Annotated in this window: 22 protein-coding genes; 19 read left to right on the top strand and 3 right to left on the bottom strand. The window is 45.6% G+C overall.

What is annotated here, in order from left to right; genetic code table 11:
* The first annotated feature begins 2 nt into the window (after window positions 1-2).
* From accC to BLU03_RS05435, 13 genes are all read left to right on the top strand, one after another.
* Window positions 3-1,370 carry an acetyl-CoA carboxylase biotin carboxylase subunit gene (accC, locus tag BLU03_RS05375; RefSeq protein ID WP_076569934.1) on the top strand — a complete coding sequence of 456 codons (1,368 nt, stop codon included), beginning with the start codon at window positions 3-5 and terminating at the stop codon, window positions 1,368-1,370.
* Window positions 1,370-1,759, top strand: a complete 390-nt coding sequence (locus tag BLU03_RS05380) for an Asp23/Gls24 family envelope stress response protein (protein WP_076569936.1) — start codon at window positions 1,370-1,372, stop codon at window positions 1,757-1,759. Before accC ends, BLU03_RS05380 begins: the two co-directional genes overlap by 1 nt.
* 158 nt (window positions 1,760-1,917) lie before the next feature.
* Entirely contained in the window at window positions 1,918-2,292 is a 375-nt protein-coding gene (nusB, locus tag BLU03_RS05385) for a transcription antitermination factor NusB (protein ID WP_076569938.1), read from the top strand.
* 22 nt (window positions 2,293-2,314) lie between these two features.
* Complete coding sequence (locus BLU03_RS05390) at window positions 2,315-3,163, top strand: bifunctional 5,10-methylenetetrahydrofolate dehydrogenase/5,10-methenyltetrahydrofolate cyclohydrolase (RefSeq protein WP_076569941.1); 849 nt, start codon at window positions 2,315-2,317, stop codon at window positions 3,161-3,163.
* Between the two features lie 18 nt (window positions 3,164-3,181).
* On the top strand, window positions 3,182-4,531 hold the full coding sequence (gene xseA, locus BLU03_RS05395) for an exodeoxyribonuclease VII large subunit (protein WP_076569944.1): 1,350 nt from the start codon (window positions 3,182-3,184) through the stop codon (window positions 4,529-4,531).
* A complete protein-coding gene (xseB, locus tag BLU03_RS05400) occupies window positions 4,524-4,757 on the top strand; it encodes an exodeoxyribonuclease VII small subunit (protein ID WP_008588931.1) in 234 nt (77 codons plus the stop codon). Before xseA ends, xseB begins: the two co-directional genes overlap by 8 nt.
* On the top strand, window positions 4,757-5,629 hold the full coding sequence (locus BLU03_RS05405) for a polyprenyl synthetase family protein (RefSeq protein ID WP_093106158.1): 873 nt from the start codon (window positions 4,757-4,759) through the stop codon (window positions 5,627-5,629). The genes xseB and BLU03_RS05405 overlap by 1 nt, the downstream gene beginning before the upstream one ends.
* Window positions 5,630-6,322: 693 nt before the next feature.
* On the top strand, window positions 6,323-6,895 hold the full coding sequence (locus tag BLU03_RS05410) for a hypothetical protein (RefSeq protein WP_093106160.1): 573 nt from the start codon (window positions 6,323-6,325) through the stop codon (window positions 6,893-6,895).
* A gap of 34 nt (window positions 6,896-6,929) precedes the next feature.
* The gene (gene dxs, locus BLU03_RS05415) at window positions 6,930-8,822 is read left to right on the top strand and encodes a 1-deoxy-D-xylulose-5-phosphate synthase (RefSeq protein WP_008588937.1); all 1,893 of its coding nucleotides are present in this window, start codon (window positions 6,930-6,932) and stop codon (window positions 8,820-8,822) included.
* A 3-nt stretch (window positions 8,823-8,825) separates the two neighbouring features.
* Window positions 8,826-9,647 carry a TlyA family RNA methyltransferase gene (locus BLU03_RS05420; RefSeq protein WP_008588938.1) on the top strand — a complete coding sequence of 274 codons (822 nt, stop codon included), beginning with the start codon at window positions 8,826-8,828 and terminating at the stop codon, window positions 9,645-9,647.
* A 30-nt stretch (window positions 9,648-9,677) separates the two neighbouring features.
* On the top strand, window positions 9,678-10,133 hold the full coding sequence (ahrC, locus tag BLU03_RS05425) for a transcriptional regulator AhrC/ArgR (protein WP_008588939.1): 456 nt from the start codon (window positions 9,678-9,680) through the stop codon (window positions 10,131-10,133).
* Between the two features lie 17 nt (window positions 10,134-10,150).
* The gene (gene recN / locus BLU03_RS05430; protein ID WP_093106163.1) at window positions 10,151-11,878 is read left to right on the top strand and encodes a DNA repair protein RecN; all 1,728 of its coding nucleotides are present in this window, start codon (window positions 10,151-10,153) and stop codon (window positions 11,876-11,878) included.
* A 184-nt stretch (window positions 11,879-12,062) separates the two neighbouring features.
* Entirely contained in the window at window positions 12,063-13,412 is a 1,350-nt protein-coding gene (locus BLU03_RS05435; RefSeq protein WP_093106165.1) for an aspartate kinase, read from the top strand.
* 31 nt (window positions 13,413-13,443) lie between these two features.
* Here the strand turns inward: BLU03_RS05435 and BLU03_RS05440 are convergent, their stop codons facing one another.
* The 3 genes from BLU03_RS05440 to BLU03_RS05450 all read right to left on the bottom strand — a co-directional run bounded on the left by BLU03_RS05440 (window position 13,444) and on the right by BLU03_RS05450 (window position 16,370).
* Window positions 13,444-14,163 carry a 3'-5' exonuclease gene (locus BLU03_RS05440; RefSeq protein WP_093106168.1) on the bottom strand — a complete coding sequence of 240 codons (720 nt, stop codon included), beginning with the start codon at window positions 14,161-14,163 and terminating at the stop codon, window positions 13,444-13,446.
* Window positions 14,163-16,067 carry a DUF294 nucleotidyltransferase-like domain-containing protein gene (locus tag BLU03_RS05445; protein WP_076569966.1) on the bottom strand — a complete coding sequence of 635 codons (1,905 nt, stop codon included), beginning with the start codon at window positions 16,065-16,067 and terminating at the stop codon, window positions 14,163-14,165. Before BLU03_RS05445 ends, BLU03_RS05440 begins: the two co-directional genes overlap by 1 nt.
* Before the next feature lie 69 nt (window positions 16,068-16,136).
* Window positions 16,137-16,370, bottom strand: a complete 234-nt coding sequence (locus tag BLU03_RS05450; protein ID WP_008591245.1) for a DUF2627 domain-containing protein — start codon at window positions 16,368-16,370, stop codon at window positions 16,137-16,139.
* 136 nt (window positions 16,371-16,506) lie between these two features.
* Here BLU03_RS05450 and BLU03_RS05455 point away from each other — a divergent pair, with 136 nt between their 5' ends.
* Genes BLU03_RS05455 through BLU03_RS05480 form a run of 6 tightly spaced genes read left to right on the top strand, consistent with a single transcriptional unit; the run spans window position 16,507 to window position 24,091 of the window.
* A complete protein-coding gene (locus tag BLU03_RS05455) occupies window positions 16,507-18,549 on the top strand; it encodes a sigma 54-interacting transcriptional regulator (protein ID WP_093106171.1) in 2,043 nt (680 codons plus the stop codon).
* A gap of 11 nt (window positions 18,550-18,560) precedes the next feature.
* Window positions 18,561-19,454: a bifunctional enoyl-CoA hydratase/phosphate acetyltransferase gene (locus BLU03_RS05460; RefSeq protein ID WP_093106173.1), complete on the top strand. Its 894-nt coding sequence runs from the start codon at window positions 18,561-18,563 to the stop codon at window positions 19,452-19,454.
* A gap of 2 nt (window positions 19,455-19,456) precedes the next feature.
* Window positions 19,457-20,554, top strand: a complete 1,098-nt coding sequence (locus tag BLU03_RS05465) for a Leu/Phe/Val dehydrogenase (protein ID WP_076569973.1) — start codon at window positions 19,457-19,459, stop codon at window positions 20,552-20,554.
* Between the two features lie 13 nt (window positions 20,555-20,567).
* On the top strand, window positions 20,568-21,638 hold the full coding sequence (buk, locus tag BLU03_RS05470) for a butyrate kinase (protein WP_093106176.1): 1,071 nt from the start codon (window positions 20,568-20,570) through the stop codon (window positions 21,636-21,638).
* Window positions 21,639-21,657: 19 nt separating this feature from the next.
* Window positions 21,658-23,079 (top strand): dihydrolipoyl dehydrogenase, encoded by a 1,422-nt coding sequence (gene lpdA, locus BLU03_RS05475; RefSeq protein WP_093106178.1) that lies wholly within the window; start codon window positions 21,658-21,660, stop codon window positions 23,077-23,079.
* Window positions 23,080-23,098: 19 nt separating this feature from the next.
* Window positions 23,099-24,091, top strand: a complete 993-nt coding sequence (locus BLU03_RS05480; RefSeq protein ID WP_076569980.1) for a thiamine pyrophosphate-dependent dehydrogenase E1 component subunit alpha — start codon at window positions 23,099-23,101, stop codon at window positions 24,089-24,091.
* Window positions 24,092-24,096 lie beyond the last annotated feature (5 nt).

Consider the following 24,096-nt stretch of genomic DNA (forward strand, 5'->3'; position numbering starts at 1 on the left):
ATTTGATTAAAAAAGTATTAATAGCCAACAGGGGAGAAATTGCGGTCCGCATCATCCGTGCGTGTAAAGAAATGGACATTGAGACTGTTGCTGTCTATTCCGAACCGGATAAGGAGGCTCTGCATGTCCAAATTGCAGATGAAGCCTACTGCGTAGGTCCCAAACTCAGTAAGGACAGCTACTTGAACTATACGAACATACTTAGTGCAGCTACGATGAGCGGCTCCGATGCCATTCATCCGGGTTACGGATTTTTATCGGAGAATGCTGAGTTCGCTGAGATGTGTGAAGAATGCAATGTGACTTTTATCGGTCCTTCAGCATATGCCATTCAGAACATGGGTACGAAGGACGTAGCGAGACAGACGATGGAAGATGCCGGAGTCCCGGTGGTGCCAGGTTCGAAAGGGATAATCAAGGATACCGATGAAGGTAAACAGGTTGCTGAAGAAATCGGCTACCCCGTAATCATTAAAGCCACTGCCGGCGGCGGAGGTAAAGGGATACGGGTAGCCCGTGACGAAAAAGAACTGATTGAAGGTATTAAGATGACGCAGCAGGAAGCGGAAACTTCTTTCGGTAACCCGGGTGTGTATCTTGAAAAATTCATAGAGGATTTCCGTCACGTAGAGATTCAGGTTCTCGCCGATAATCATGGCAATGCCATTCACTTGGGAGAAAGGGACTGCTCTGTACAGAGACGTCTTCAGAAGCTGATCGAAGAAACCCCTTCTCCCGCAGTCACGGAAGACATCCGTAAGGAAATGGGTGATGCTGCTGTGCAGGCAGCGCTCGCGGTTAATTATTCCGGAGCAGGAACGATAGAGTTCATTTTCGATCATAACGAAAAGAAATTCTATTTTATGGAGATGAACACACGTATTCAGGTGGAACACCCTGTGACGGAGATGGTTACAGGAGTCGACCTGATTAAAGAGCAGATTAAAGTTGCTAACAATGAAGTGCTTTCCTTTCGTCAGGAAGATATTAAATTTGAGGGCTGGGCGATTGAATGCAGGATCAACGCGGAAGACCCTTTTAAGAATTTCATGCCTTCAGCCGGCTACATTGACATGTACCTTCCACCGGGAGGTTTCGGAGTCAGGGTGGATTCGGCAGCCTACACAGGCTATATGATTCCTCCGTACTACGATTCCATGGTAGCTAAACTGATCACATACGGACAAGACAGAGACGAAGCTATCGCAAAAATGAGACGTGCCCTCAGTGAATTTGTGGTGGAAGGGGTGCACACTACTATCCCGTTCCATCAGCGAATGATGAACCATGAAGTGTTTAAGGGAGGCGACTTCAACACGAAGTTCCTCGAAACATACGCTGTCATGGATGAGAAAGAGGAGAATTTATAATGGATGAACATCCGGTGAATGTAACCGAAAGCTCGAACCTCGGTTCTATAGTAATAGCCCCTGAAGTAATCGAAGTAATTTCAGGTATTGCAGTGTCCGAGGTGAGCGGTGTAGCTGAAATGAGAGGTAACTTTGCAGCTGGGGTGGCTGAAAGACTCGGTAAGAAATCGCGCGGAAAAGGTGTGAAAGTAGATCTTCTCGAAGAAGGTGTTGTAATCGAGACTTACGTAGTGATGGATTACGGAATTTCCATCCCCGAAGCTGCGAAAAAAATTCAGGAAAACACTCGCCAGGCTCTTGAAAACATGACCTCTCTTTCCGTAAAAGAAGTGAACGTTCATGTCGTCGGTGTCCACATGGATATAAAAGAAACAGAAACGAACGAATAAAAGGATCGGAGCAACTGCTCCGATCTTTTTTTGATGATAAAAGTGGAGAACGAAAAAGGCGCTGCCCCTCTTACGTAATTTACTTACGGATCTTGTTCGCATTTCGGGTTTGTAAATGATATGATTTTAATCGGACAGAGTTCGAAAGGGGAAAGAAAATGAAAAGAAGGTTAGCCAGAGAAAAAGCGTTTCAGACGCTTTTTCAAATGCTCACAACACATTTGACACAGCAGGAAGCAGTGGATTACGTAATGGAAGGCGAAAGAGACGAGTTTCTGATGGAGCTCGTTGCCGGAGTGACCCGGCATCAGCAGGAACTTGATGAAATTATTTCGGATCATCTGGAGCACTGGTCACTCGAACGTCTTCCTAAGGTGGAAAGAACAGTGCTTCGCATAGCGATATTCGAGTTGAAATTCTACGGCGACACTCCAACTCAGGTTGCAATCAATGAAGCCGTCGAACTCGCGAAAACATTCGGGGAAGAGACCTCCGGAAGGTTTGTAAACGGAGTATTATCTAAAATTCAATAACAGGAAACGGGGGAGTAAGGAAATGGCAGCAGAAATCATATATGGCAGCGAACTTGCCCAGGAGATAAGAAGTGAACTGAAAAGTGAAGTGGAGACTCTTAACGGACAGGGCATCCATCCGAAACTTTCGGTTATTATAATCGGGGACGATCCCGCTTCCAAATCCTACGTAAGGGGAAAACAGAAAGCCTCCAATAAAATCGGTATGGATGCTGACCTGTGGGAATATGACAGTACAATCACAGAAACAGAGTTGCTGAACAAAATTGAAGAGCTGAATAACGAGAAAAGCGTGCACGGTATTCTTGTTCAACTTCCCCTTCCCGATCATATTGAAGATCAGAAAGTGATTGAAGCTATCTCGCCGGAAAAAGACGTGGATGGCTTTCATCCGATCAGTATCGGTAAGATGATGACGAATCAGGAGACGTTTCTTCCATGCACTCCTCATGGAATTATAGTAATGATGGAACGGGCCGGGATTGAACTGGAAGGGAAACATGCAGTCATCCTCGGCAGAAGTAACCTTGTAGGAAAACCGGTAGGACAGCTCCTGCTTAATAAGAATGCGACGGTGACCTACTGCCACTCAAAAACCGAGGACGCGCAAAACATAACGAAACAGGCCGATATTCTTATTGTGGCGATAGGTAAACCGTCCGTAATTTCAGCAGAAGATATTAAACCCGGAGCAGTCGTCATCGATGTAGGCGTGAACCGAGTAGATGGAAAACTTACCGGGGACGTGGATTTTGAATCCGTTAAGGAAAAAGCTTCCTATCTCACTCCAGTCCCTAAAGGAGTAGGTCCAATGACTATTACGATGCTTCTCCATAACACGATTGAAGCAGCGAAAAGAATACATCAATAACCGGGGGAGGGGTATCCAGTGGAAGATCGTTACTTGACGGTCACGGCCCTGACAAGGTATATCAAGCAGAAGATATCGAGGGACTCCCATCTTAAAGAAGTGTGGTTAAGAGGGGAAATCTCCAATTTCAAACATCACAGTCGCGGCCACATGTATTTCTCAATGAAAGATGACAGCGCACGGATTCAGACGGTTATGTTTGCAGGCAATAACCGTAATCTTAATTTTGCACCGGAAAACGGCATGAGCGTCCTCATAAGAGGGGAAATTAATGTTTATGAGCCCATGGGTCAATATCAGTTATATGCAAAAGAAATGATACCGGATGGTATTGGAGACTTACATATTGCTTTTGAACAGCTTAAAGACAGACTCATGAAAGAAGGAATATTTTCCGACGAAAACAAGCAGTCAGCTCCGCTCATCCCCGCTCACATCGGTGTTATTACTTCTCCGACAGGGGCGGCCATCCGAGATATTATCACAACCATAGAGAGAAGATTCCCCGTAGTGAAAATATCCGTACTCCCGGTTCCTGTTCAAGGGAAAAGAGCAGCTTCTTCTGTCTCACGCGCTATCGCCTACGCTAATCAGAACCTTGAATGCGACCTGCTTATCGTAGGCCGAGGGGGAGGGTCGATAGAAGATCTTTGGGGATTCAATGAAGAGGAAGTTGCGAGAGCTGTTTATCATTCCCATATACCGATAATATCTGCAGTCGGCCATGAAACGGACACTACCATTATTGATTTTGCCGCGGACTACCGTGCCCCTACCCCGACAGGAGCGGCAGAAATAGCGGTGCCGGACTGGAGAGAATTGAACAGTCAAATTATTAATTATACCCGCAGACTTCAGCAGGCTCTCGATGTGAAAGTGGAGCATGCGAAAGAGCGGCTGCAATCACTGAAAAAATCATATGCCTTCAAATATCCGAAACAGCTTACTCAGCAGAAAGAGCAGGATCTCGACAGAATAATGGACCGGTTCCATGCCGCTGCAAAACGACTGCAAAGGGAAAAGACCGATTCGGCTAAACGGCTGGAAAACAGACTGCATCAGATCAGCCCGGACAAACGCCTGGAACGAGAACAGGCGAATGTCCGTCAGCTGGATAACCGTCTGAACAAACAGATGCAGAGAATTGTGGAAGAGAAGAAGTACCGCTGGCAGTCGCTCGTGCAGCAGCTCTCACTCGTAAACCCTCTGGAAATTATGAAAAGGGGTTATGCCCTGCCGTATAACGAACAGAATGAACTGATTAAATCCGTCAAAAATGTAAGTGAAGATGAAACGATCCACCTGCAGATAAATGACGGAACGATTTACGGTAAAATCATTGGATGGGAGGAGAAGAAAGATGAGTGACAATAAAGAACAGACATTTGAAGAAAACATGAAGCAGCTGGAAGAAATAGTGGAAAAACTTGAATCCGGCGATGTTCCTCTGGAAAAAGCTATTCAGTATTACCATGAGGGGATGAAACTTTCTAAAACATGTAATGATAAATTGAGCAGTGTAGAAGGGCAGATGAAACAGATTCTGAATGAGCAGGGAGAATTTGAGTCATTTGATATACAGGAGGACGAATAGTGGATCAGTACCTTAAAGAACAGAAGGCCTGGATCGATGAGAAAATATATAAGAAAATAAATGAGTTCACATCCGAGGGAAGACTTCGTGATTCTATCATCTACTCGATGAAAGCGGGTGGGAAAAGATTACGTCCCATGCTGATGAAAGCGACGTTCGAATCTTTCTCGGACTCGGATCCATTGTATGTTTCTCCCGCTATAGCCCTTGAAATGCTTCATACCTATACACTCATACACGACGATCTTCCGGCAATGGATGATGATGATATGAGAAGAGGCCGATGGACTAATCATATAGAATTCGACGAAGCTACTGCCATCTTAGCAGGGGACTCTCTCCTGACGATGAGCTTTGAGCTGATAAGTTCTGACCCCTCCCTCTCCTCAGAACAGAAAGTTTTTATTGTACACCAACTCTCCCGTGCTGCCGGTCCGAAAGGTATGGTCGCCGGGCAGATGTGGGATATGCAATATGAAGACCTGGAAACAGACGTGGATACGCTGAAAAGGATTCATTCAAATAAAACAGGAAAGCTGATCGCTTTTTCTATTATTACCGGCGGTTATCTTGCCGGTCTTGAGGAAGGGAAGTTGCAGAAGCTGAAGGAAATCGGAGAAGCTGTCGGACTTATTTTCCAAATCCAGGATGACATACTGGATGTGACAGGAGATACTGCCAAATTGGGGAAAGCAACAGGAAGCGATGAATCAAATTTGAAAAGTACGTATCCTAAACTTCTGGGTCTTGAAGGGGCGAAACAGGAAAAGCAGAAATATGAACGAAGAGTGGAAGAACTCCTTGGTGATCTGGAAGCCGATGAAACTCCGTTAGCGGACCTGATCGGTTACATGAGTCAAAGAGAATATTAGTCGGTTTTACTTTGAGACGGCATATATTGTGTGATATATTTAAGGTAAGTTAGGAATGGTGCAGTATTCTAGTCAGTCCTCCGTCCCTGAAGGCGGGCCTAAAAATCCGCCAAAGGGCATATCGATGAAGTTCCTTGTGCCGGCTTGAGGCGCCCAGCCTTGGGTCGGTGCTGGGAGTTAAGGTTGTGGGGCGATCCACAAAGGCATGTGGGCGTTGACCCCGCTTCCGCGGAGGCCCATCTTTGTAAGGAAAGCTGAGCCAGCTTTCTTTATGAAATGGGGTATGAACCTGTTTCATATGGAGTAATATCTGTATGTACAGCGTAGCCTGCCTTGAGTGGCTTCGAGGGGATTACAGTATTTCAGGAACCATGTCTAAATGGCCAATGAAACATGATTTCGTTCTTTGCTGTATGAAATCGAAGCTGCAAAAGAGGCTAAGGAACGGTCAAAGACTGCCGGAGAAACTCCCTAGACTGTTCGTAAGGACGGAAAACAGTTATTATAGTGTGGACTGAGTGGTAATCCAGTCCGAGTAACGGAGACGTGCTCGACCAGGCTTTAAAGGGGAACCGCCAGAGTGGTGACACTCGGTAGCCTGGTGGGAAAACCTACTGGACCTAAGCCGCAATTTTTACCTGTTTTTCGACCATTCCTTCCTACATAACTTTGAAACGATAATTGGAGCAAACTATGAATTCAAAACTAAAACGTTCTTTATCATTCAGTTTCACCATTGCCGTTATCACTTTTGTGTTAGCGGCTATTTTTTCCATCATTTCTTCATCGCTGCTCAATGGTGTCCCCTGGATCGCAGGTATGGTAGTCGTATTTGTCATCGTTTTGACCGGAGTGTTTTTTGATATGCTGGGGATTGCAGCTACAGCAGGCAGAGAAGCTCCTTTTCATTCCATGGCTTCGGAGAAAGTATTCGGGGCCAAACACGCAGTGGCGATAGTCAGAAATGCCGATCGTTTCGCAACTTTTTGCAATGATGTAATAGGCGACATCGCCGGCATTATCAGTGGTACGGCTTCTGCACTTGTCGTACTTCAACTGGCCGTTGCTTTTGGAAATGGAGAAGGTTCTACCTTGCAACTGGTGCTTTCTGTTATAATGACAAGTACGATCGCGGCATTTACGGTTGGCGGGAAAGCCGTGGGTAAATATTTAGCGATTAATCATTCAACTGCTATAATCTTTTTTACCGCAAAGCTTATAGCAAGGTTTGAGAAATATTCTAAGTGGAAAATAGTCACAAAATAAATTATTACTGTCTTATAGTGAAGGGGGTCCTTTTATGGATCTGAACAATATTAAAGACCCGTCGGTCGTCAAAAATTTGACCGATGAGGAAATGAGAAACTTAGCTCAGGATGTACGAAACTTTTTAATAAATAATTTATCGGAAACAGGAGGTCATCTGGGGGCGAACCTCGGGGTGGTCGAATTGACGCTGGCACTCCATCGCACGTTCGACAGCCCCAATGACCGCTTTCTTTTTGACGTGGGGCATCAGTCTTACGTGCACAAAATCCTTACAGGTCGCGGAGGTCAGTTTGACACGCTGCGCAAGTATCAGGGTTTGTGCGGATTCCCGAAACGTAATGAAAGTGAACACGACGTCTGGGAAACAGGGCACAGCTCCACATCTTTATCGGCAGCTATGGGGATGGCTATTGCAAGAGACCTGAAAAATGAAAGTCATTCCGTAGTTCCTATCATAGGGGATGGAGCCCTGACCGGAGGAATGGCTCTGGAAGCGCTTAATCACATTGGCCATGAGAAGAAGAATGTAACCGTTATTCTTAATGATAATGAGATGTCGATTGCCAAAAACGTGGGAGCTTTGCATAGCGCTCTTGCAAGAATGAGAAGTGCAGGTAAATACAACAGAGTTAAAGACGATTTCGAATGGCTTCTGAAAAAAATCCCGGCAATCGGCGGGAGAGTAGCATCGACTGCAGAACGGCTGAAAGATTCAATGAAATACTTCGTCGTTCCAGGGATGTTTTTTGAAGAACTTGGTTTCACCTATTACGGTCCGGTAGACGGTCATGACTTCGAAGACCTGCAGGGGAATCTTGATTACGCCCGGAAGACCGAGGGGCCGGTCATCGTCCACGTAATGACCCAAAAAGGGAAAGGGTATCAGCCTGCGGAATCGGATGTGAAAGATAAATGGCACGGCGTCGGACCTTATAAAATCGATTCCGGAGAAAAAATCAAACCTGCAGACGCTCCCCCAGCCTGGAGTGAAGTGATCAGTGAGGCTCTCAGGGCGGAAGCACGGGAAGATGAGCGTATTGTAGCCGTTACCCCGGCCATGATTCTGGGTTCGAAATTAGAGAAATTCGGAGAAGAATTCCCGGATCGTCTGTATGATGTCGGGATCGCCGAGCAGCATGCGACGACAATGTCAGCAGGACTTGCTACGCAGGGTATGAGACCTTTCCTCGCTATTTATTCAACCTTTTTACAGCGCGGATATGATCAGGTTATCCATGACGTGGCCAGACAAAACCTTAATGTTATCTTCGGGATTGATCGTGCGGGTCTCGTAGGCGCAGACGGAGAAACGCATCAAGGTGTATTTGATATCGCTTTTCTCAGAACTGTCCCTAATATGTCTATCATGATGCCGAAAGATGAGAATGAAGCAAAACATATGGTTCACACGGCTGTGAAGTATGAAGATGGACCGATTGCTCTTCGCTATCCCAGAGGAAACGCGCTCGGCGTCGAAGTGGCGGATAAACCCGAAACGATTGATATCGGTTCATGGGAAACATTAAAACCTGGTGAAGATGCGGTGATTCTGACTTTCGGCACGACCATTCCGCTTGCGATAGAGGCGGCTGAAACGCTTCAGGAACAGGGTGTGGACGTAGAAGTTGTGAATGCAAGGTTTATGAAACCGATGGATGAAAAAATGCTTCATGAAATATTTGAACGTAATATACCGGTACTCACTCTTGAAGAAGCTGTGGTACAGGGAAGTTTCGGATCTGCAGTTCTCGAATTCCAGAGTGATCACAGTTACTATAACAGACCTCTGAAACGTATTGGATTACCTGACAGGTTCGTTGAACATGGAGATGTTAAGGACTTATGGAAGGAAGTCGGATTAACCAGAGAAAATGTAGTGGATAAAGTTTTGAAGTTGTTACCGCAAAGCGAGAAAAGGGCGTAGTTTATGGGAAAGAAAGTTAGACTGGACACATTGCTTGTGGAAAGAGGATTCGTGGAAACGCGGGAGAAAGCAAAGAGAACCATCATGGCGGGTCTGGTTTTTTCTGAACAGCAGAGGCTTGAAAAACCAGGGGTCAAGGTGGCAGAGGATATTGAACTGAGAGTGAAGGGGAAAGCTATCCCTTACGTAAGCAGGGGAGGACTGAAGCTTGAGAAAGCTATCTCCTGCTTTTCTCTTGACTTGAAAGACAAAGTGATGGTGGATATCGGCTCTTCGACTGGAGGCTTTACGGACTGCGGTCTTCAGAATGGAGTGAAGCTGAGCTACGCCATAGATGTCGGGAATAACCAGCTGGACTGGCGGCTCCGGAATCATGAGCAGGTAGTAGTGATGGAAAGAACTAACTTCCGGTACGTCACGAGAGATGATCTGTCTTTCGGGATGCCTGAGATTGCCACTATTGATGTTTCATTCATATCTTTGAAGCTTATTCTCCCGGTGCTGGCAGATTTGATAAAACCCGGCGGAGATGTAGCAGCCCTTATTAAACCCCAGTTTGAAGCTGGCAGAGAACAAGTGGGTAAAAAAGGTATTGTAAGAGACTCTCAAATACATGAAGAAGTGATCACCAGACTCATTACCTATGCCCGTCAACTTGGTTTTGAAACGAAAGGTCTCACTTTTTCGCCGATTACAGGCGGGGACGGGAATATAGAATTTCTCGTACATTGGCAATTCAACCCCGGGGAAGAGGAGCGTCCGTGGGAGATAGAAAAGGTAAGAGAACTTGTGGCGGACGCACATTCTCAGTTGACGAAAGTGTGAGCCGATTCGAAAGGGGACGGGTTATTTTATATGACTTTAAGCAAAGGGCAAAGGCACATAAAAATCCGCGAAATGATTACGAGTGAAAATATTGAAACACAGGATGATCTTGTATTCAGACTGAAATCACTGGGATATAACGTCACCCAGGCTACTGTTTCGAGGGATATTAAAGAATTGCATCTGGTAAAAGTACCGGTAGCCGACGGGCGTTACAAATACAGTCTTCCGGCTGACCAGAAATTCAACCCTCTGGAAAAACTGAAGAGGATGATGATGGACTCATTTGTCAGTATCGACCGTTCGGGACACTTTATCGTATTGAAGACTTTACCCGGAAATGCTCACGCGGTAGGAGCTCTCATTGATAACCTGGACTGGGAAGAGATCATGGGGACGATCTGCGGGGACGATACGTGTCTGATCATATGCAGGGCAGAGTCCCAGACTGAACAGGTGAGTGAGCAGCTGCTGAATATGTTGTAAGCGAAGGGGTTTCTATCATGTTAACTGAATTGACTATCAGAGATTTTGCAATTATCGATTACGTCTCTTTGACATTGAAAGATGGATTGACTGTGTTAACCGGAGAAACGGGTGCCGGTAAATCGATTATTATTGATTCCATTCAATTACTGACGGGAGCAAGAGGCTCTGTAGAATTTGTAAAGCATGGAGCCAAACGTGCAGAGATAGAAGGTTTATTCAACGTAGATGGAAACCACTCTGTCTATGCTAAAGGCGAGGAGTACGGAGTGGAAATAGATGAGGATGGTATGGTGGTGCTGCAACGCTCCATCACCCATCAGGGGAAAAGCATCTGCCGGGTGAACGGAAAGCTGGTGACTCTCGGTGTTTTAAGGGAGTTCGGTAAATCCTTAATAGACATACACAGTCAGCACGAAACGCAATCGCTGATGGACCCGGAACGCCATATTGATCTGCTGGATACCTATGCGGCGGAAAAGCTGCAACATCCTAAACAGGAATATCGGAAACAGTACGAAAAGTACAGGTCTCTCCAAAAAAGATATCAGGAATTAAGTGACAACGAGCAGGAAATGGCACAGCGGCTCGATTTGCTGGAGTTCCAATGGAATGAACTGGAAGAAGCGCACCTTTCCCCAAAAGAAGACGAAGAACTGATGGAAGAAAGGAATAAGTTATCAAATTTCGAAAAAATTTATTCCGGTCTCAACGATACGTACGAAGCTTTATACGGTGAACAAAAAGGGATGGACTGGGTTTCTCATGCTATGATGAGCCTGGAGGCGACCAGTGACTATGACGAAAACTACCAAAAAATGTCTGATGAGCTTTCCAATGCCTATTACGTAGTGGAGGAATTGACTTTCCGGTTGAGCACGGAAATGGAAGCCCTCGAATTCGATCCCGAGAGGTTAAATGAAATCGAAGAGAGACTCGACGAAATTAACCGGCTCAAAAGAAAGTATGGGCAGTCCGTCGAAGAAATGCTTGAACACAAGAGTAAAGTGGAGGAAGAAATTGATGAAATTAACAATAAAGATTCGTTTCTTTCAAAGCTTGAATCGGAAATAAATGATGTGTCGGAAGACCTCCTTCTGGAAGCTCAGCACATCCATGATATACGGAGCGAGGCTGCTAAAGAGCTCGTAGAAGCGGTGCATGAAGAACTGAAAGACCTCTATCTCGAAAAATCCGTCTTCGATGTAAAAGTCGAGAAAAGAAAAGGCGGAAAGGAAAGTCCCATGATGAATGGACGTCAGGTGTCTTTGAATTCGAACGGGGTTGATGAAGTAAGGTTCATGATTACGACGAATCCGGGTGAGCCGTTGAAACCACTTCATAAGATAGCCTCCGGTGGAGAAATGTCCAGAATCATGCTGGCCTTAAAGCAGATCTTTTCAAGGCATCAGGGTATTACCAGTGTAATCTTTGATGAAGTCGATACGGGTGTAAGCGGACGTGTAGCACAGGCGATAGCCGAGAAGATATTTAAGATTTCCGTTAATTCTCAGGTGCTATGCATTTCCCACCTGCCTCAAGTTGCTGCTATGGCGGATACGCATGTGCAAATTCAAAAAAATATCACCGACAACACCACAAAAACGAACGCCAAAGAACTCGATCACCACGAAAAAGTCGAAGAAGTTGCACGGATGATCAGCGGAGCGGAACTTACCGAGACCACACTGCAGAACGGCCGTGAATTACTTAATCTCGCTGAGTCGTTCAAAGCAAAAGTGTAAAAGCGCCCATATGGGCGCTTTTTATTATGAATTTACGACGGATATAACCTTTTATATGCAAAAAGTGTATTTATTTATTTCAGAACGTTCAGGTGGATTACAAAAACCATTCGAAATGTGGAAAGGTATGTGTTAAAATTTTTAATTATCTAATTCTTTACCACATTAAAAGGGAGCTGTACATATGAAAGTAGTGAAATTCGGAGGAAGTTCTGTGGCCAGTGGGGCACAATTAAAAAAAGTGACGGAAATTCTGGAGAGTGATCCTGAACGGACGGTCGTCGTCGTTTCGGCCCCGGGTAAGCGGACGGCAGATGATGAGAAGGTCACTGATCTGCTCATTCAGCTGGGGGAATCCGTAGACGACAATCATATGAACGGGGATATTTACGAGAAGGTGAGAAACCGTTTTAAGGAGATTATAGATGACCTGGATCTTTCGGACAGAACTCTTTCGGAAATTACGAATAAAATTGATGAAGGGATAGCGATGATCAGAGGAGGAGCCGCAAACGGTATAGATGCATTGAAAGCATGCGGGGAAGACGGGACGGCCCTGATTTTAAGTGCGTTTTTATCCGAAAGGAAGCATAACGCTTCGTATGTCCATCCGAAAGAAGCGGGAATCTTTCTGAAAGATGAACCGGGGGGTGCTCTTGTACTTGAAGAAAGTTTCGCCCATCTTTATGAATTGCGTAAGAAAGAGGGGATTCTCGTAATACCGGGATTTTTCGGTTATACGAAAGAAGGGAAGCTTATCACATTCTCACGCGGCGGCTCGGATATCACCGGTTCTATTGTAGCTGCGGGTGTCAAAGCCGATCTTTATGAAAATTTCACGGACGTTGATTCGGTTTACTGTGTTAACCCGGCTCTTGTTAAGAACCCGAAAGAGATGAAGAATCTGACTTACAGAGAAATGCGCGAGCTTTCCTATGCAGGGTTTTCTGTATTCCACGATGAAGCACTGATTCCAGCTTTCAAGGAGAAAATACCCGTGTGTATAAAAAATACTAACAATCCGGAAGCACCGGGGACTATGATTGTTGCGGAAAGAGAAGATACATGCGGGGATGTAGTCGGCATAGCAAGCGATGACGGATTCGTGACGATATATGTAAGTAAGTATCTGATGAACCGCGAAATCGGGTTTGGGCGTCGTCTTTTGCATATACTTGAAGATGAAGAAGTCTCTTTTGAACACGCTCCTTCCGGTATAGATGACATGTCCATTATTCTCAGGGAAGATGTTCTTCCTCCTCACAAAGAAGAAACCGTAGTAAAAAGGATCAGGGAAGAATTGCAGGTGGATACGGTGGAAATCGAACGTAACATGGCGATGATTATGATCGTCGGGGAAGGGATGAATCAGAGAGTGGGAGTTGCCAGCAAAGCTACCAGGGCGTTTGAAAAGGCTGGTGTAAACCTTGAGATGATCAACCAGGGCTCCTCCGAAGTTTCGATGATGTTCGGTATTCATGAAGATGGGATGGAGAAATCTGTACAGGAACTGTATAAAATGTATTTTTCGTGATAATAAAGTTATTGTTTTTAAACGAGCAGATTTACTGCTCGTTTATTTTTTGCTGAAGCACACTGTAGGAAGTGATAAAATAATCCTTTTCCGCTATACGAAGAAGTTCCGTAAAGAGACGGGCTGTCATCGTTGCGTCGTTTAAAGCATGGTGTCGTTCCAAATTGTGAATGTTGAAATGGTTGAGTAACGGATCCAGCCGGTGGCTTACACCTGGAAGGGTATATTTCGCCATCATTTGCGAATCGATACATGCAGGAGAGTATTCCGGTAATTTCCAGCGCTTCACCATAGCTCTCAGGAACCGTACGTCGAAATGGGCCGGATGAGCCACAAGCGTACTGTTTTCAGAGAAGGAGAGAAATTTTTGGAAGCCTGTAATAAAAGATTCGGCACCCTCAAGGTCTTCTCTCGATAAATTGGTAAGAGAGAGGATATGGTTCGGAACGGGTCTGATCGGTCTGATCAGCTGATGCATTTCCCCGGACTTCTGTCCTTCCCCATCTATTCTCACAGCCCCGATAGAAAGTACTTCATGCCCTATTTCCGGGAGGAATCCAGTCGTTTCAAGGTCGAACACCGTATACTCCCTTTCTTTTAGGAAATCCGAACTATTACTTTCCCCTCTGTTCTCCATATAGGTACACAGGTTGTTATATTCCTCGGTTTCAAAGTAAGGTTTCATTTTGAAATAATATATAGGTTTTTCTATAAAAATGTATTTTAAAATTTGAAGGTCTACCGGCAGCATTACATCACCCGATTCCGATTATAGCTTAACTCAAGCACCTGCTGAAGACGCTTCGCTACATTCAATGCTTCTTTCAAAGAACGCCTTTCCTGTTTTTGGAACTTCACAAGAGAGACATAGTTACTGAGGGGAGAACCGTTTTTGAGTTGCTCAAGATTTAACGTCAGTCGGAACAGCATAAGTCTGTGAAGGGACAGCTTCGCATTTTCCACATCCCGTGGATGAAAGTGATTTTCTTCGGCCAATAAAGTCAGACGCTGCACTGTATTATTCACTTCCACCCCGTATTTCATACTGTAAATACGAACAGCATTAACGATCTGCATAGTGGCTGATTTCTTTAAATCAAGTAAACGTTTCTTCCCGAAGCCGTTTATACGTCCGAACGGCTGTACCGGAACGCGGAATCTCAAAGTATCTTTCATAAGCAGCTGGTGGAGTCCGAGAGAATTTTTCACTTTATTGGATACGTATTTTTTCAACTCATAGGCAAGCGTGTAGTCACCGAACACAGGGCGGAAATCCATGAAAATCGTAAAATCCCTTATTTCTTCGGCATCCAGTTTTTTTATCCATTCATCCACGCTTGTTCTCCACTCCTGTTCGTTTTTTCTCCATTTTCTTTCTTTAGCCATAATCCCGCCGCTGCAGTAGGGAAAACCGCACTCATCCAGCATGTCATTGATTCTCTTCGTGAAGCGGGAAAAGTAGGCTTCAATCTTCTCTTTGTTTCTGGAGGATTCATAATCGGCGAGAATGATGCCATTATCCTGATCGGTGGAAAACGTCTGTTCTTTCCGCCCGCCGCTTCCCATAATTAAAAAACAGTAGTTGATAGGAGGCGCACCGTAGCCGAGACTAACCATTTCATCTTCTGCAAGCTGGATGATCTGCTTGTGGATGCGATCGTTATAGTTGGTTATTAACTCAGCGATGTGATAAGCAAGCATCTGATCATCGATAAGACTTCGTACAAACTCCTGAAATCTTTTGTTGTACACGGGAGAAAGTTTCACTAATTCTTCCAGTGTTTTGGCATTTGAAATTCTGTACGTCAGGTCGAAGTAGACAGACTGATTAATCTGAATGAACGAAGATTGCCTTAAAATTCCGGCTACCTGATCTTTGTGCATAACAGGAATAACGGTGGCAGGGTGGTGTTTTAAAAAGCTTAGTGCATCAAAAATGAAATCCTGCTCACCTACACTGAAGTTTTCATCCTTCATATACTTACTGACGGAAGAGTAAGACTCGCCATTCATAAAAGCTTCCACGATTTCGTGGTAACTGATCATACCTTTGAAATTTTGTCTGTTTTCCGATACGAGAAGACCTTCCACCTCTTCCTCGCGCAGCACCTGGGCGGCTTCGGCTATAGTGCAGGACGGCTGGATGAATACCGGTTTCTCCATGTATTTCTTGATGCGTTCTTTGAAAAGACCGTTTTCATTTTCTTCTTCTTCGTCAGAACTTTTATACTTGACTTCATCGTAAAGACTTTTCGTCAAACCGCTTAGCCTATCGAGAATAACATTCGAAAATGTCGGATTGTCTTTCATTATTTTCAGGAAGGAAGCACGTTTAAGCTTTAAAGTCTGGACGGGTTCAAGGCATCTGACCGAGAAACGCATTTTTTCACTTGTCAATAGAACCATGAGGCCGATGAGATCACCGGGGTAAAAATAACGGATCGAATGCTGTGTCCCGTCTGCACGATGCATAATGCTGTCGGCCAGGCCTTCGATCAGTATGTGTACGTCCGTTTCGCTCTGATCTTCGTGGATGACGAATTCATTTTTTGAGTACTCTTCTCGGGTTGACTCTCTGAAGAGCTCCGAAAACTCTTCTTCGTCCAGCAGTTCGAACGGATATTGATGTCTCCAAACGTCTATATTCACTTCCATAGATAACTCCCTTTCTGAAGAAAAATTAAAGATACTGCACGGGAACAAAAAAGTAGAGCTTTTCAAGCTCTACCTGTTTTCAAAACGGCCTTTCGTTTTGTTTCTTTTTCTGTCGCGATGCAGAATGAATCCTCCGATGAAAAAGAGGCCGCCGATTACAAATATAACTCCTGCCACACCCTGGAGGAACAGGTGGAGAAAGATTGGTTGTAGCTCGCCGAATAAGGAATCCCTGATAAGTTTAATTCCATAGACTGCAAGAACCCCGGGTGCCACTAATATAAGCAGTGCAACTAAACGCATATGCTGTACTCCTTTTTTCTTAACATTATTCTCAGTATAGCAAAAATTATGTAACTAGGGAAAAGTTTCACTATTGCTAAAGTGTGCATAATCATTTATGATTTAAGTGTGCAAAAAGTTGCAGGGTGTGATGAAAATGAAACGTGTAATTATAGTAGGTGCCGGAACCGGGGGAAGTGCTCTATTGAATCTGCTGAAAGAAACGGATCAGATAGAGATTGTAGCGATTACCGATATAAATCCCGGGGCTGTAGGTCTGCAAAAAGCTGCGGAATTCGGCATTCCGTTCGGGGAGAACTGGGAACACTGGATGGACGAATCGGTTGATATAATTTTCGAGGCGACCGGGGAAGAAGAAGTCTTCAAAGAGCTGCAAAGAAGGACTTCTAAAGATATAGTTGTCGTTCCCGGAGCGATTGCTTACGTTATATCCGCGCTGCTTGAAGAGAAGAATTCACTTATCTCCGAAAAAAGTGAACAGGCGCATAATCAGGATTTGATTCTGAACAGTATCCACGATGGAATGATCGTCATAGATTCTCACAACAAAGTGGTTTTTATCAATCAGAGTTCCGAAAGAATACTACATACCACCAAAGAGCAGGTGGTTGGTCGTCCTGTAACAGATGTGATACCGCTTACAAAACTTCCCGAGTTACTTACGACGAAAGAGAAACAGATAAATAAAGAAGTATCCCTACCGAATGGTAAAAAACTTCTATCCACAAGAATTCCGATGGTTGATGCTTCGGGCAACATCATAGGGGCATACGCTATATTCAAAGACATCACAGAAGCGGTGGCACTCGCCGAAGAACTGACGGACATTAAAGAAGTAACGACCATGCTGGAAGCTATCATCAATTCATCGGAAGAAGCCATCTCCGTAGTAGATGAAAAAGGAAATGGCCTGATGATCAATCCTGCATACACTAAAATCACCGGTCTCACAGAACCGCAGGTGATAGGCAAACCGGCAACTGCCGACATCTCAGAAGGTGAAAGTATGCATATGCAGGTGTTGCGTACCGGAGAACCCGTAAGAGGAGTACAGATGAAAGTCGGTCCTAAAAAGAGGGATGTCCTTGTAAACGTAGCTCCGATAATCGTGGAAGATGTAATTAAAGGCAGTGTGGGAGTTCTGCATGACGTTTCGGAACTTTATCAGTTGAATGAAGAGTTGTCCAAAGCGAAACAGCTCATCAGAAGTTTAAAAGCTTCCTATACCTTCAAAGATTTGTTGGGTAAATCGGAAGCGCTTCAATTAGTCATCGACCAGGCCAAAATAGCTGCCAATACTTCCGTGACCGTTCTTCTGCGTGGGGAGTCCGGAACGGGGAAGGAACTTCTGGCTCATGCCATACATCATGAAAGTGAACGTTCCGAACGTAAATTCATTAGAATCAACTGCGCCACTATGGCACATGATTATATAGAGGAAGAGTTATTCGGGGTGGCAGGCTCCCCCGGCAGAGAAGGTTACTTCGAAGAAGCTCATAAAGGCACTCTGTTTTTGGATGAAATTGGGGAACTGCCCGTTAAAATACAGGCTAAACTGTTGAGGGTACTGCAGGAAAAAGAAGTGAAAAGACTCGGGAGCAGCCGCGCCAGCAAAATTGATGTAAGGATCATAGCAGCTACGAACATGAACCTGGAAAAAGCTATCGGTAACGAGTTCTTCAGGGAAGACCTCTATTACCGTCTGAACAAACTGCCGATACATATCCCCCCTCTCCGGGAAAGGAAAGAAGATCTCGTCGAACTCATCCCTTTTCTTCTGGAAAAGTTGAATGATGCCTACGGACGCAAAGTGGAGGAAGTCGACAGGGGAGCCTTCGAAAGGCTGATGAATTATGAGTGGCCGGGAAATATAAGGGAACTCGAAAACATTCTTGGAAGAGCATTCATAAATATGGAACACTCCGGTACGGTGATAAGAACTCACCATATCCCCGCTTTGAGCAGTGATATTACTGCCGAATTCAATAAAAGAGCAGAATGGGAGGACTTCCAGCTTCAGGAAGTGGTCGAACAGTATGAAAAACAGGTGCTCGTACAGGCGTATCGCACTCATAATTTCAATAAGACAAGAACGGCCAAAGCATTAGGGGTGTCTCTCCGGAATCTCTACTACAAGCTTGATAAATACGGGTTAAGCAAGAACGATAATAAAGAGTAGGAGGTGGGGCAATGAAACGACTGGATCAGCTGCTGCATAAATCGAATGTCAACAGGCGCACGGTAGCCGTAGCTCAGGCGGATGAACCAGGGATTTTAAAAACAGTGGCTCGTGCAGTGGAAGAGGAGTTGTGTAATTTCCGCCTGTTCGGAGACAAGGAGAAAATTGAGAGCATCGCTTCGGAAAACGGTATCTCTCTTAAACAGGGAGTAACTATAGAGAATGTTTCTTCCCGCAGCGCTTCAGAGATGGCTGTAAAAGCGGTGAGCGAAAATGCGGCAGATGTTCTTATGAAGGGCCACGTAGACACGGGCACACTTATGAAACAGGCCCTCCACAGGGACTATGGGCTGAAAGGGAACAAAATACTTTCTCACGTTGCGCTTTTCGATTTCCCGGAATACGAAAAAGTCCTGTTCCTTACCGATTCCGCAATGAATATCAGTCCGGATCTCCACGAGAAGAAACAGATAATCGAAAATGCCGCACACATTGCCCGCAGGACGGGTATTGATGAACCTCTCATAGCTCCGCTGGCTGCTATTGAAACGGTGAATACATCGATGGAAGCTACTACCGACGCAGCACTGCTCAGTCAAATGAATGCTCGGGGACAAATAGCTGGATGTATCGTCGACGGCCCGCTGGCTTTCGACAACGCGATCAACGAAGAGGCTGCCAGGAAGAAAGGTATTACTTCCAGGGTAGCGGGTCATGCTGATATATTAGTAGCACCTGATATTGAGGTGGCTAATGTATTATATAAATCTTTTGTATTTTTTGGACAGGCAAGGGTAGCGGGGATTATTGCAGGAGCTCGGGCGCCGATAGTTTTGACTTCGAGATCCGACAGTACCGAGAATAAGCTGTTTTCACTGGCACTTGCCATAAATGAGGAGGAATAATAATGGAAATCTTTAACTACATGGAAACGTACGATTATGAGCAACTTGTATTCTGTCACGATAAGACTTCGGGTCTGAAAGCGATCATTGCTATTCACGACACTACTCTTGGCCCTGCACTGGGTGGAACAAGGATGTGGACGTATAAAACCGAGGAAGAAGCAGTGGAAGATGCCTTAAGACTTGCTAAAGGAATGACTTACAAAAACGCAGCAGCAGGACTGAATCTCGGAGGAGGTAAAACAGTAATTATCGGGGATCCTAAAACCGAGAAAAACGAAGAAATGTTCCGGGCGTTCGGCCGTTATATCCAGGGGCTTGGCGGACGTTATATTACTGCGGAAGATGTAGGTACGACCGTGCAGGATATGGATCTTATTTATCAGGAAACTAATTTTGTGACCGGAATTTCTTCCACCTCCGGAGCTTCCGGTAACCCTTCCCCGATTACTGCCTATGGAGTCTACAGAGGAATGAAAGCGGCTGCCAAAGAAGGCTTCGGTACTGATGATCTTAATGGCCGAACAGTAGCTGTTCAGGGAGTGGGTAACGTAGCATACAATCTCTGCCGTTATCTGCACGAGGAAGGCGCGAACCTGATTGTTACCGATATTAATAAAGAAGCAGTAGCAAGAGCCCGCGACGAATTTGGGGCGCGCGTCGTCGAACCTGATGAAATCTATGACGTGGATTGCGATATTTACGCCCCTTGTGCCCTTGGAGCTACCTTGAACGATGACACGATTCCAAGAATCAAAGCGAAAGTGATCGCGGGTGCTGCCAACAACCAGCTCAAAGATTCAAGTCATGGAGAAACGCTGCATAAAAAAGGTGTTATCTACACTCCGGACTATGTATTGAATGCCGGCGGAGTCATTAACGTGGCTGATGAACTGAACGGCTACAATAAAGACCGGGCTATGAAGAAAGTGGAAACTATTTATGATAACGTCAGTCAGGTATTCGAAATATCGAGAAGAGATAACATACCGACGAACGAAGCTGCGGACCGGCTTGCCGAAGAGCGGATCGAAAGAATGAGACATTCCAGAAGTCAGTTCCTTCACAGCGAAAAACATATACTGAAAAACCGTATCTAAGAGGAGAGCGCTTATGGAGTTTCATACACTGGTAATAAACCCGGGGTCCACCTCGACAAAAGCTGCTCTTTTCAAAAACAGTACCCCGGAATGGGAAGAGACCATCCGGCACGGGCAGGATGAACTGAAACAGTTTAGACGCCTGATGGATCAGTATCCGTTCAGAAAGCAGCTGATCCTTGGACTATTAGAAGAAAAAGGGTTCCGGGCAGATAAGTTAGATGCAGTATGTGGCCGGGGCGGGCTGTTAAAGCCCATTCCCGGCGGCACTTATGAAGTTAATGATTCTATGCGAGATGATTTGAGAAAGGGATACAACGGGGAGCACGCCTCCAATCTGGGCGGTCTCATAGCTCATGATATTGCAGTGGAGGTGGAAGCGAAAGCATTTATCGTTGATCCGGTAGTAGTTGATGAACTGGATGAAAAAGCCCGTCTTTCGGGAGTTCCCGAGTTACCGAGGAAGAGCATTTTCCACGCTTTGAATCAGAAAGCCGTAGCCAGACGCGCCTGCAGGGAATTAAATCTGACATATGAAGAAGCCAACCTTATAGTCGCCCACATGGGGGGCGGGATAACGGTAGGGGCTCACCGCGGCGGTAAAGTGGTGGATGTCAATAACGGTCTTCACGGGGAAGGACCATATTCTCCTGAAAGAGCCGGGACAGTACCGGCAGGGGACCTGGTTCAGTTGAGTCTCTCCGGCGATTATTTTCTCGATGAGGTCATGAGGAAACTTATCGGCAAAGGAGGACTCACGGCTTATCTTGGTACGAGTGATGCAGTGGAAATAGAGGACAGGATAGGAAAAGGCGACAGGGAGGCCAGACTTGTTTACGAAGGTATGGCCTATCAGGTAGCTAAAGAAATTGGAAGTCTCAGCGTACTTTTCGGCGGGACGATTGATGCAGTAATACTTACGGGAGGGCTCGCTTACGGTAAAGAATTTACCGGCTGGATCGAGGAGAAAGTTTCCTGGATCGGCAAAGTGATGGTTTTTCCCGGTGAAGATGAGATGTCGGCGTTAAACGAAGGCGCTCTTCGCGTACTTAAAGGGGAAGAAGAAGCAAAAGTGTATTCTTGAAGATAGGGGATGATTAATAGTGGCGAATGAATATGATCTGGTAGTTTTAGGAGGAGGGACCGGCGGTTATGTCGCGGCCATAAGAGCTTCTCAGCTTGGGAAGAAAGTGGCTATCGTTGAAAAAGGGGCTCTCGGAGGTACGTGTCTGCATAGGGGCTGCATACCCTCCAAAGCACTGTTAAAAAGTGCGGAAGTTTTTTCGCAGACCAAGAACTCGATGGAGTATGGAGTGGCCTCTGAAGGGGTGAAGCTTGACTTCGGGAAAGTACAGGAAAGAAAGCAGTCGGTGGTTACCAAATTGTACAACGGAGTTCAATCCCTCATGAAGAAAGGCAAGATCGATGTATATGAAGGACATGGGCGAATACTCGGCCCATCAATCTTCTCGCCTTCAGCCGGAACGATTTCCGTAGAAATGACGAGCGGCGAAGAGAATGTAATGCTGCTTCCTAAAAACGTGCTTGTGGCCACCGGTTCGGCCCCGAGAACTCTTCCGGGACTCGAGGTGGACGGCGAGCAGATTATGACCTCGGATGAGGCGTTGGAAATGAAGGAACTGCCGGCGTCAATCATTATCGTCGGAGGCGGGGTCATCGGGATCGAATGGGCTTCGATGCTGGCTGATTTTGAAGTGGATGTAACAGTGGTTGAATTCGCCGATAGAATCCTTCCTCAGGAGGACAAAGACGTCTCGAAAGAAATGGAGCGCCTTCTAAAGCAAAAAGGAATTACTATCCACACGGGCACGAAGCTTCAGTCCGAAACGCTGAATACCGGTGAAACACTGACAGTTTCAGCTTTGAAGAAGGAAGAGGAGCTGGAACTTCAAGCCGAAAAAATTCTCGTTTCTATTGGACGTAATGCGAACGTCAAAGATATCGGACTCGAAAATACTGATATTGAAATTAAAAATGATGTTATAGACACAAATGACATGTATCAGACGAAGGAAAGCCATATTTATGCTATCGGAGACGTGATAGGCGGACTGCAGCTCGCTCACGTAGCTTCACACGAAGGGATGACAGCCGTGGAACATATGAACGACGGAACGCCGGACCCCGTGGATGATAAACTGATTCCTTCCTGCATATACTCCAGTCCCGAATCAGCCAGAGTAGGCTGGACGGAAGAGGAAGCCGTAGAAGCGGGATTCGACATTAAAACGGGTAAATTCCCTTTCCAGGGGGTAGGAAAAGCTCTTGTAGAAGGGGAAAGCGATGGGTTCGTAAAGATTATAGCGGATAAAAACACAAACGATATTCTCGGTGTCCATATGATTGGCCCGGACGTTACGAATCTCATCTCCGAAGCCGGACTTGCGAAAGTACTCGATGCCACTCCGTGGGAAGTCGCTTCGAGCATACATCCTCATCCTACACTCTCGGAGGCAATGGGAGAGGCTGCTATGGCGGTAGACGGTAAACAAATTCACGGCTGACAAAGGAGGAAGAAACAGGATGAGTAAGAATAGACACAAAAAGTTGGGACTCAGCGATGAACAGGTTTTGGATATGTACCGCACTATGTTACTGGCAAGGAAAATAGATGAAAGAATGTGGCTGTTGAACCGCTCCGGTAAAATACCTTTCGTCATTTCCTGTCAGGGTCAGGAAGCCGCTCAGGTGGGCGCTTCGTACGCGCTTAATCTGGAAGAGGACTATGCCCTACCTTACTATCGTGATATGGGTGTCGTTCTTTCTTTCGGAATGACACCGAGAGAACTTATGCTGTCCGCATTCGCCAAAGCGGAAGACCCGAACAGCGGCGGACGCCAGATGCCCGGGCATTTCGGCCAGAAGAAAAACAGAATAGTAACCGGCTCTTCTCCTGTCACGACACAGGTACCTCACGCAGTCGGTATCGGGTTGGCAGCTAAAATGGAAAATAAAGATATCGTAAGTCTCGTTACATTCGGCGAAGGGTCTTCCAACCAGGGAGATTTTCACGAAGGGGCGAACTTTGCAGGTGTCCATAAACTTCCGGTGATTTTTATGGTGGAAAACAATAAATATGCAATTTCAGTTCCTGTAGAGAAGCAGATTGCCTGCGAAAAAGTCTCAGACCGCGCTATCGGTTACGGCATGCCGGGGGAAACTGTGGACGGAAATGATCCTCTTGCAGTATTCGAAGCTGTTAAAAAAGCGGCAGACAGAGGGCGGAATGGTGAGGGACCATCTCTCATCGAAGCGGTTTCCTATCGGCTCACCCCCCATTCCAGTGACGATGACGACCGTACGTATCGCGAGAAGGATGAAGTGGATGAGGCGAAAAAGAAAGATTCACTTATTACATTCGGTAATTATCTGCGCGAAACGGGAATCCTTACAACCGAGAGGGAAAAGGATCTGGAACAGGAATTGAAAGACATAATCAATGATGCTACTGACTATGCCGAAGAAGCTCCGTACGCTTCTCCTGAATCGTTGATGGATTTTGTATATGAAGAGTGAGGAGG

It is taken from the genome of Salimicrobium album, from assembly GCF_900107115.1.
GTDB lineage: Bacteria > Bacillota > Bacilli > Bacillales > Halobacillaceae > Salimicrobium > Salimicrobium album.

Bases quoted from the DNA above. Each gene is read 5' to 3' on its own strand.
- BLU03_RS05420 (WP_008588938.1), top strand. From the start codon at position 8,826: ATGGGAAAGAAAGTTAGACTGGACACATTGCTTGTGGAAAGAGGATTC.
- BLU03_RS05390 (WP_076569941.1), top strand. From the start codon at position 2,315: ATGGCAGCAGAAATCATATATGGCAGCGAACTTGCCCAGGAGATAAGA.
- recN (WP_093106163.1), top strand. From the start codon at position 10,151: ATGTTAACTGAATTGACTATCAGAGATTTTGCAATTATCGATTACGTC.
- BLU03_RS05380 (WP_076569936.1), top strand. From the start codon at position 1,370: ATGGATGAACATCCGGTGAATGTAACCGAAAGCTCGAACCTCGGTTCT.
- BLU03_RS05480 (WP_076569980.1), top strand. From the start codon at position 23,099: ATGAGTAAGAATAGACACAAAAAGTTGGGACTCAGCGATGAACAGGTT.
- dxs (WP_008588937.1), top strand. From the start codon at position 6,930: ATGGATCTGAACAATATTAAAGACCCGTCGGTCGTCAAAAATTTGACC.
- BLU03_RS05465 (WP_076569973.1), top strand. From the start codon at position 19,457: ATGGAAATCTTTAACTACATGGAAACGTACGATTATGAGCAACTTGTA.
- BLU03_RS05435 (WP_093106165.1), top strand. From the start codon at position 12,063: ATGAAAGTAGTGAAATTCGGAGGAAGTTCTGTGGCCAGTGGGGCACAA.
- BLU03_RS05440 (WP_093106168.1), bottom strand. From the start codon at position 14,163: ATGCTGCCGGTAGACCTTCAAATTTTAAAATACATTTTTATAGAAAAA.
- nusB (WP_076569938.1), top strand. From the start codon at position 1,918: ATGAAAAGAAGGTTAGCCAGAGAAAAAGCGTTTCAGACGCTTTTTCAA.
- BLU03_RS05445 (WP_076569966.1), bottom strand. From the start codon at position 16,067: ATGGAAGTGAATATAGACGTTTGGAGACATCAATATCCGTTCGAACTG.
- BLU03_RS05450 (WP_008591245.1), bottom strand. From the start codon at position 16,370: ATGCGTTTAGTTGCACTGCTTATATTAGTGGCACCCGGGGTTCTTGCA.
- buk (WP_093106176.1), top strand. From the start codon at position 20,568: ATGGAGTTTCATACACTGGTAATAAACCCGGGGTCCACCTCGACAAAA.
- BLU03_RS05455 (WP_093106171.1), top strand. From the start codon at position 16,507: ATGAAACGTGTAATTATAGTAGGTGCCGGAACCGGGGGAAGTGCTCTA.
- BLU03_RS05410 (WP_093106160.1), top strand. From the start codon at position 6,323: ATGAATTCAAAACTAAAACGTTCTTTATCATTCAGTTTCACCATTGCC.
- ahrC (WP_008588939.1), top strand. From the start codon at position 9,678: ATGACTTTAAGCAAAGGGCAAAGGCACATAAAAATCCGCGAAATGATT.
- xseB (WP_008588931.1), top strand. From the start codon at position 4,524: ATGAGTGACAATAAAGAACAGACATTTGAAGAAAACATGAAGCAGCTG.
- BLU03_RS05460 (WP_093106173.1), top strand. From the start codon at position 18,561: ATGAAACGACTGGATCAGCTGCTGCATAAATCGAATGTCAACAGGCGC.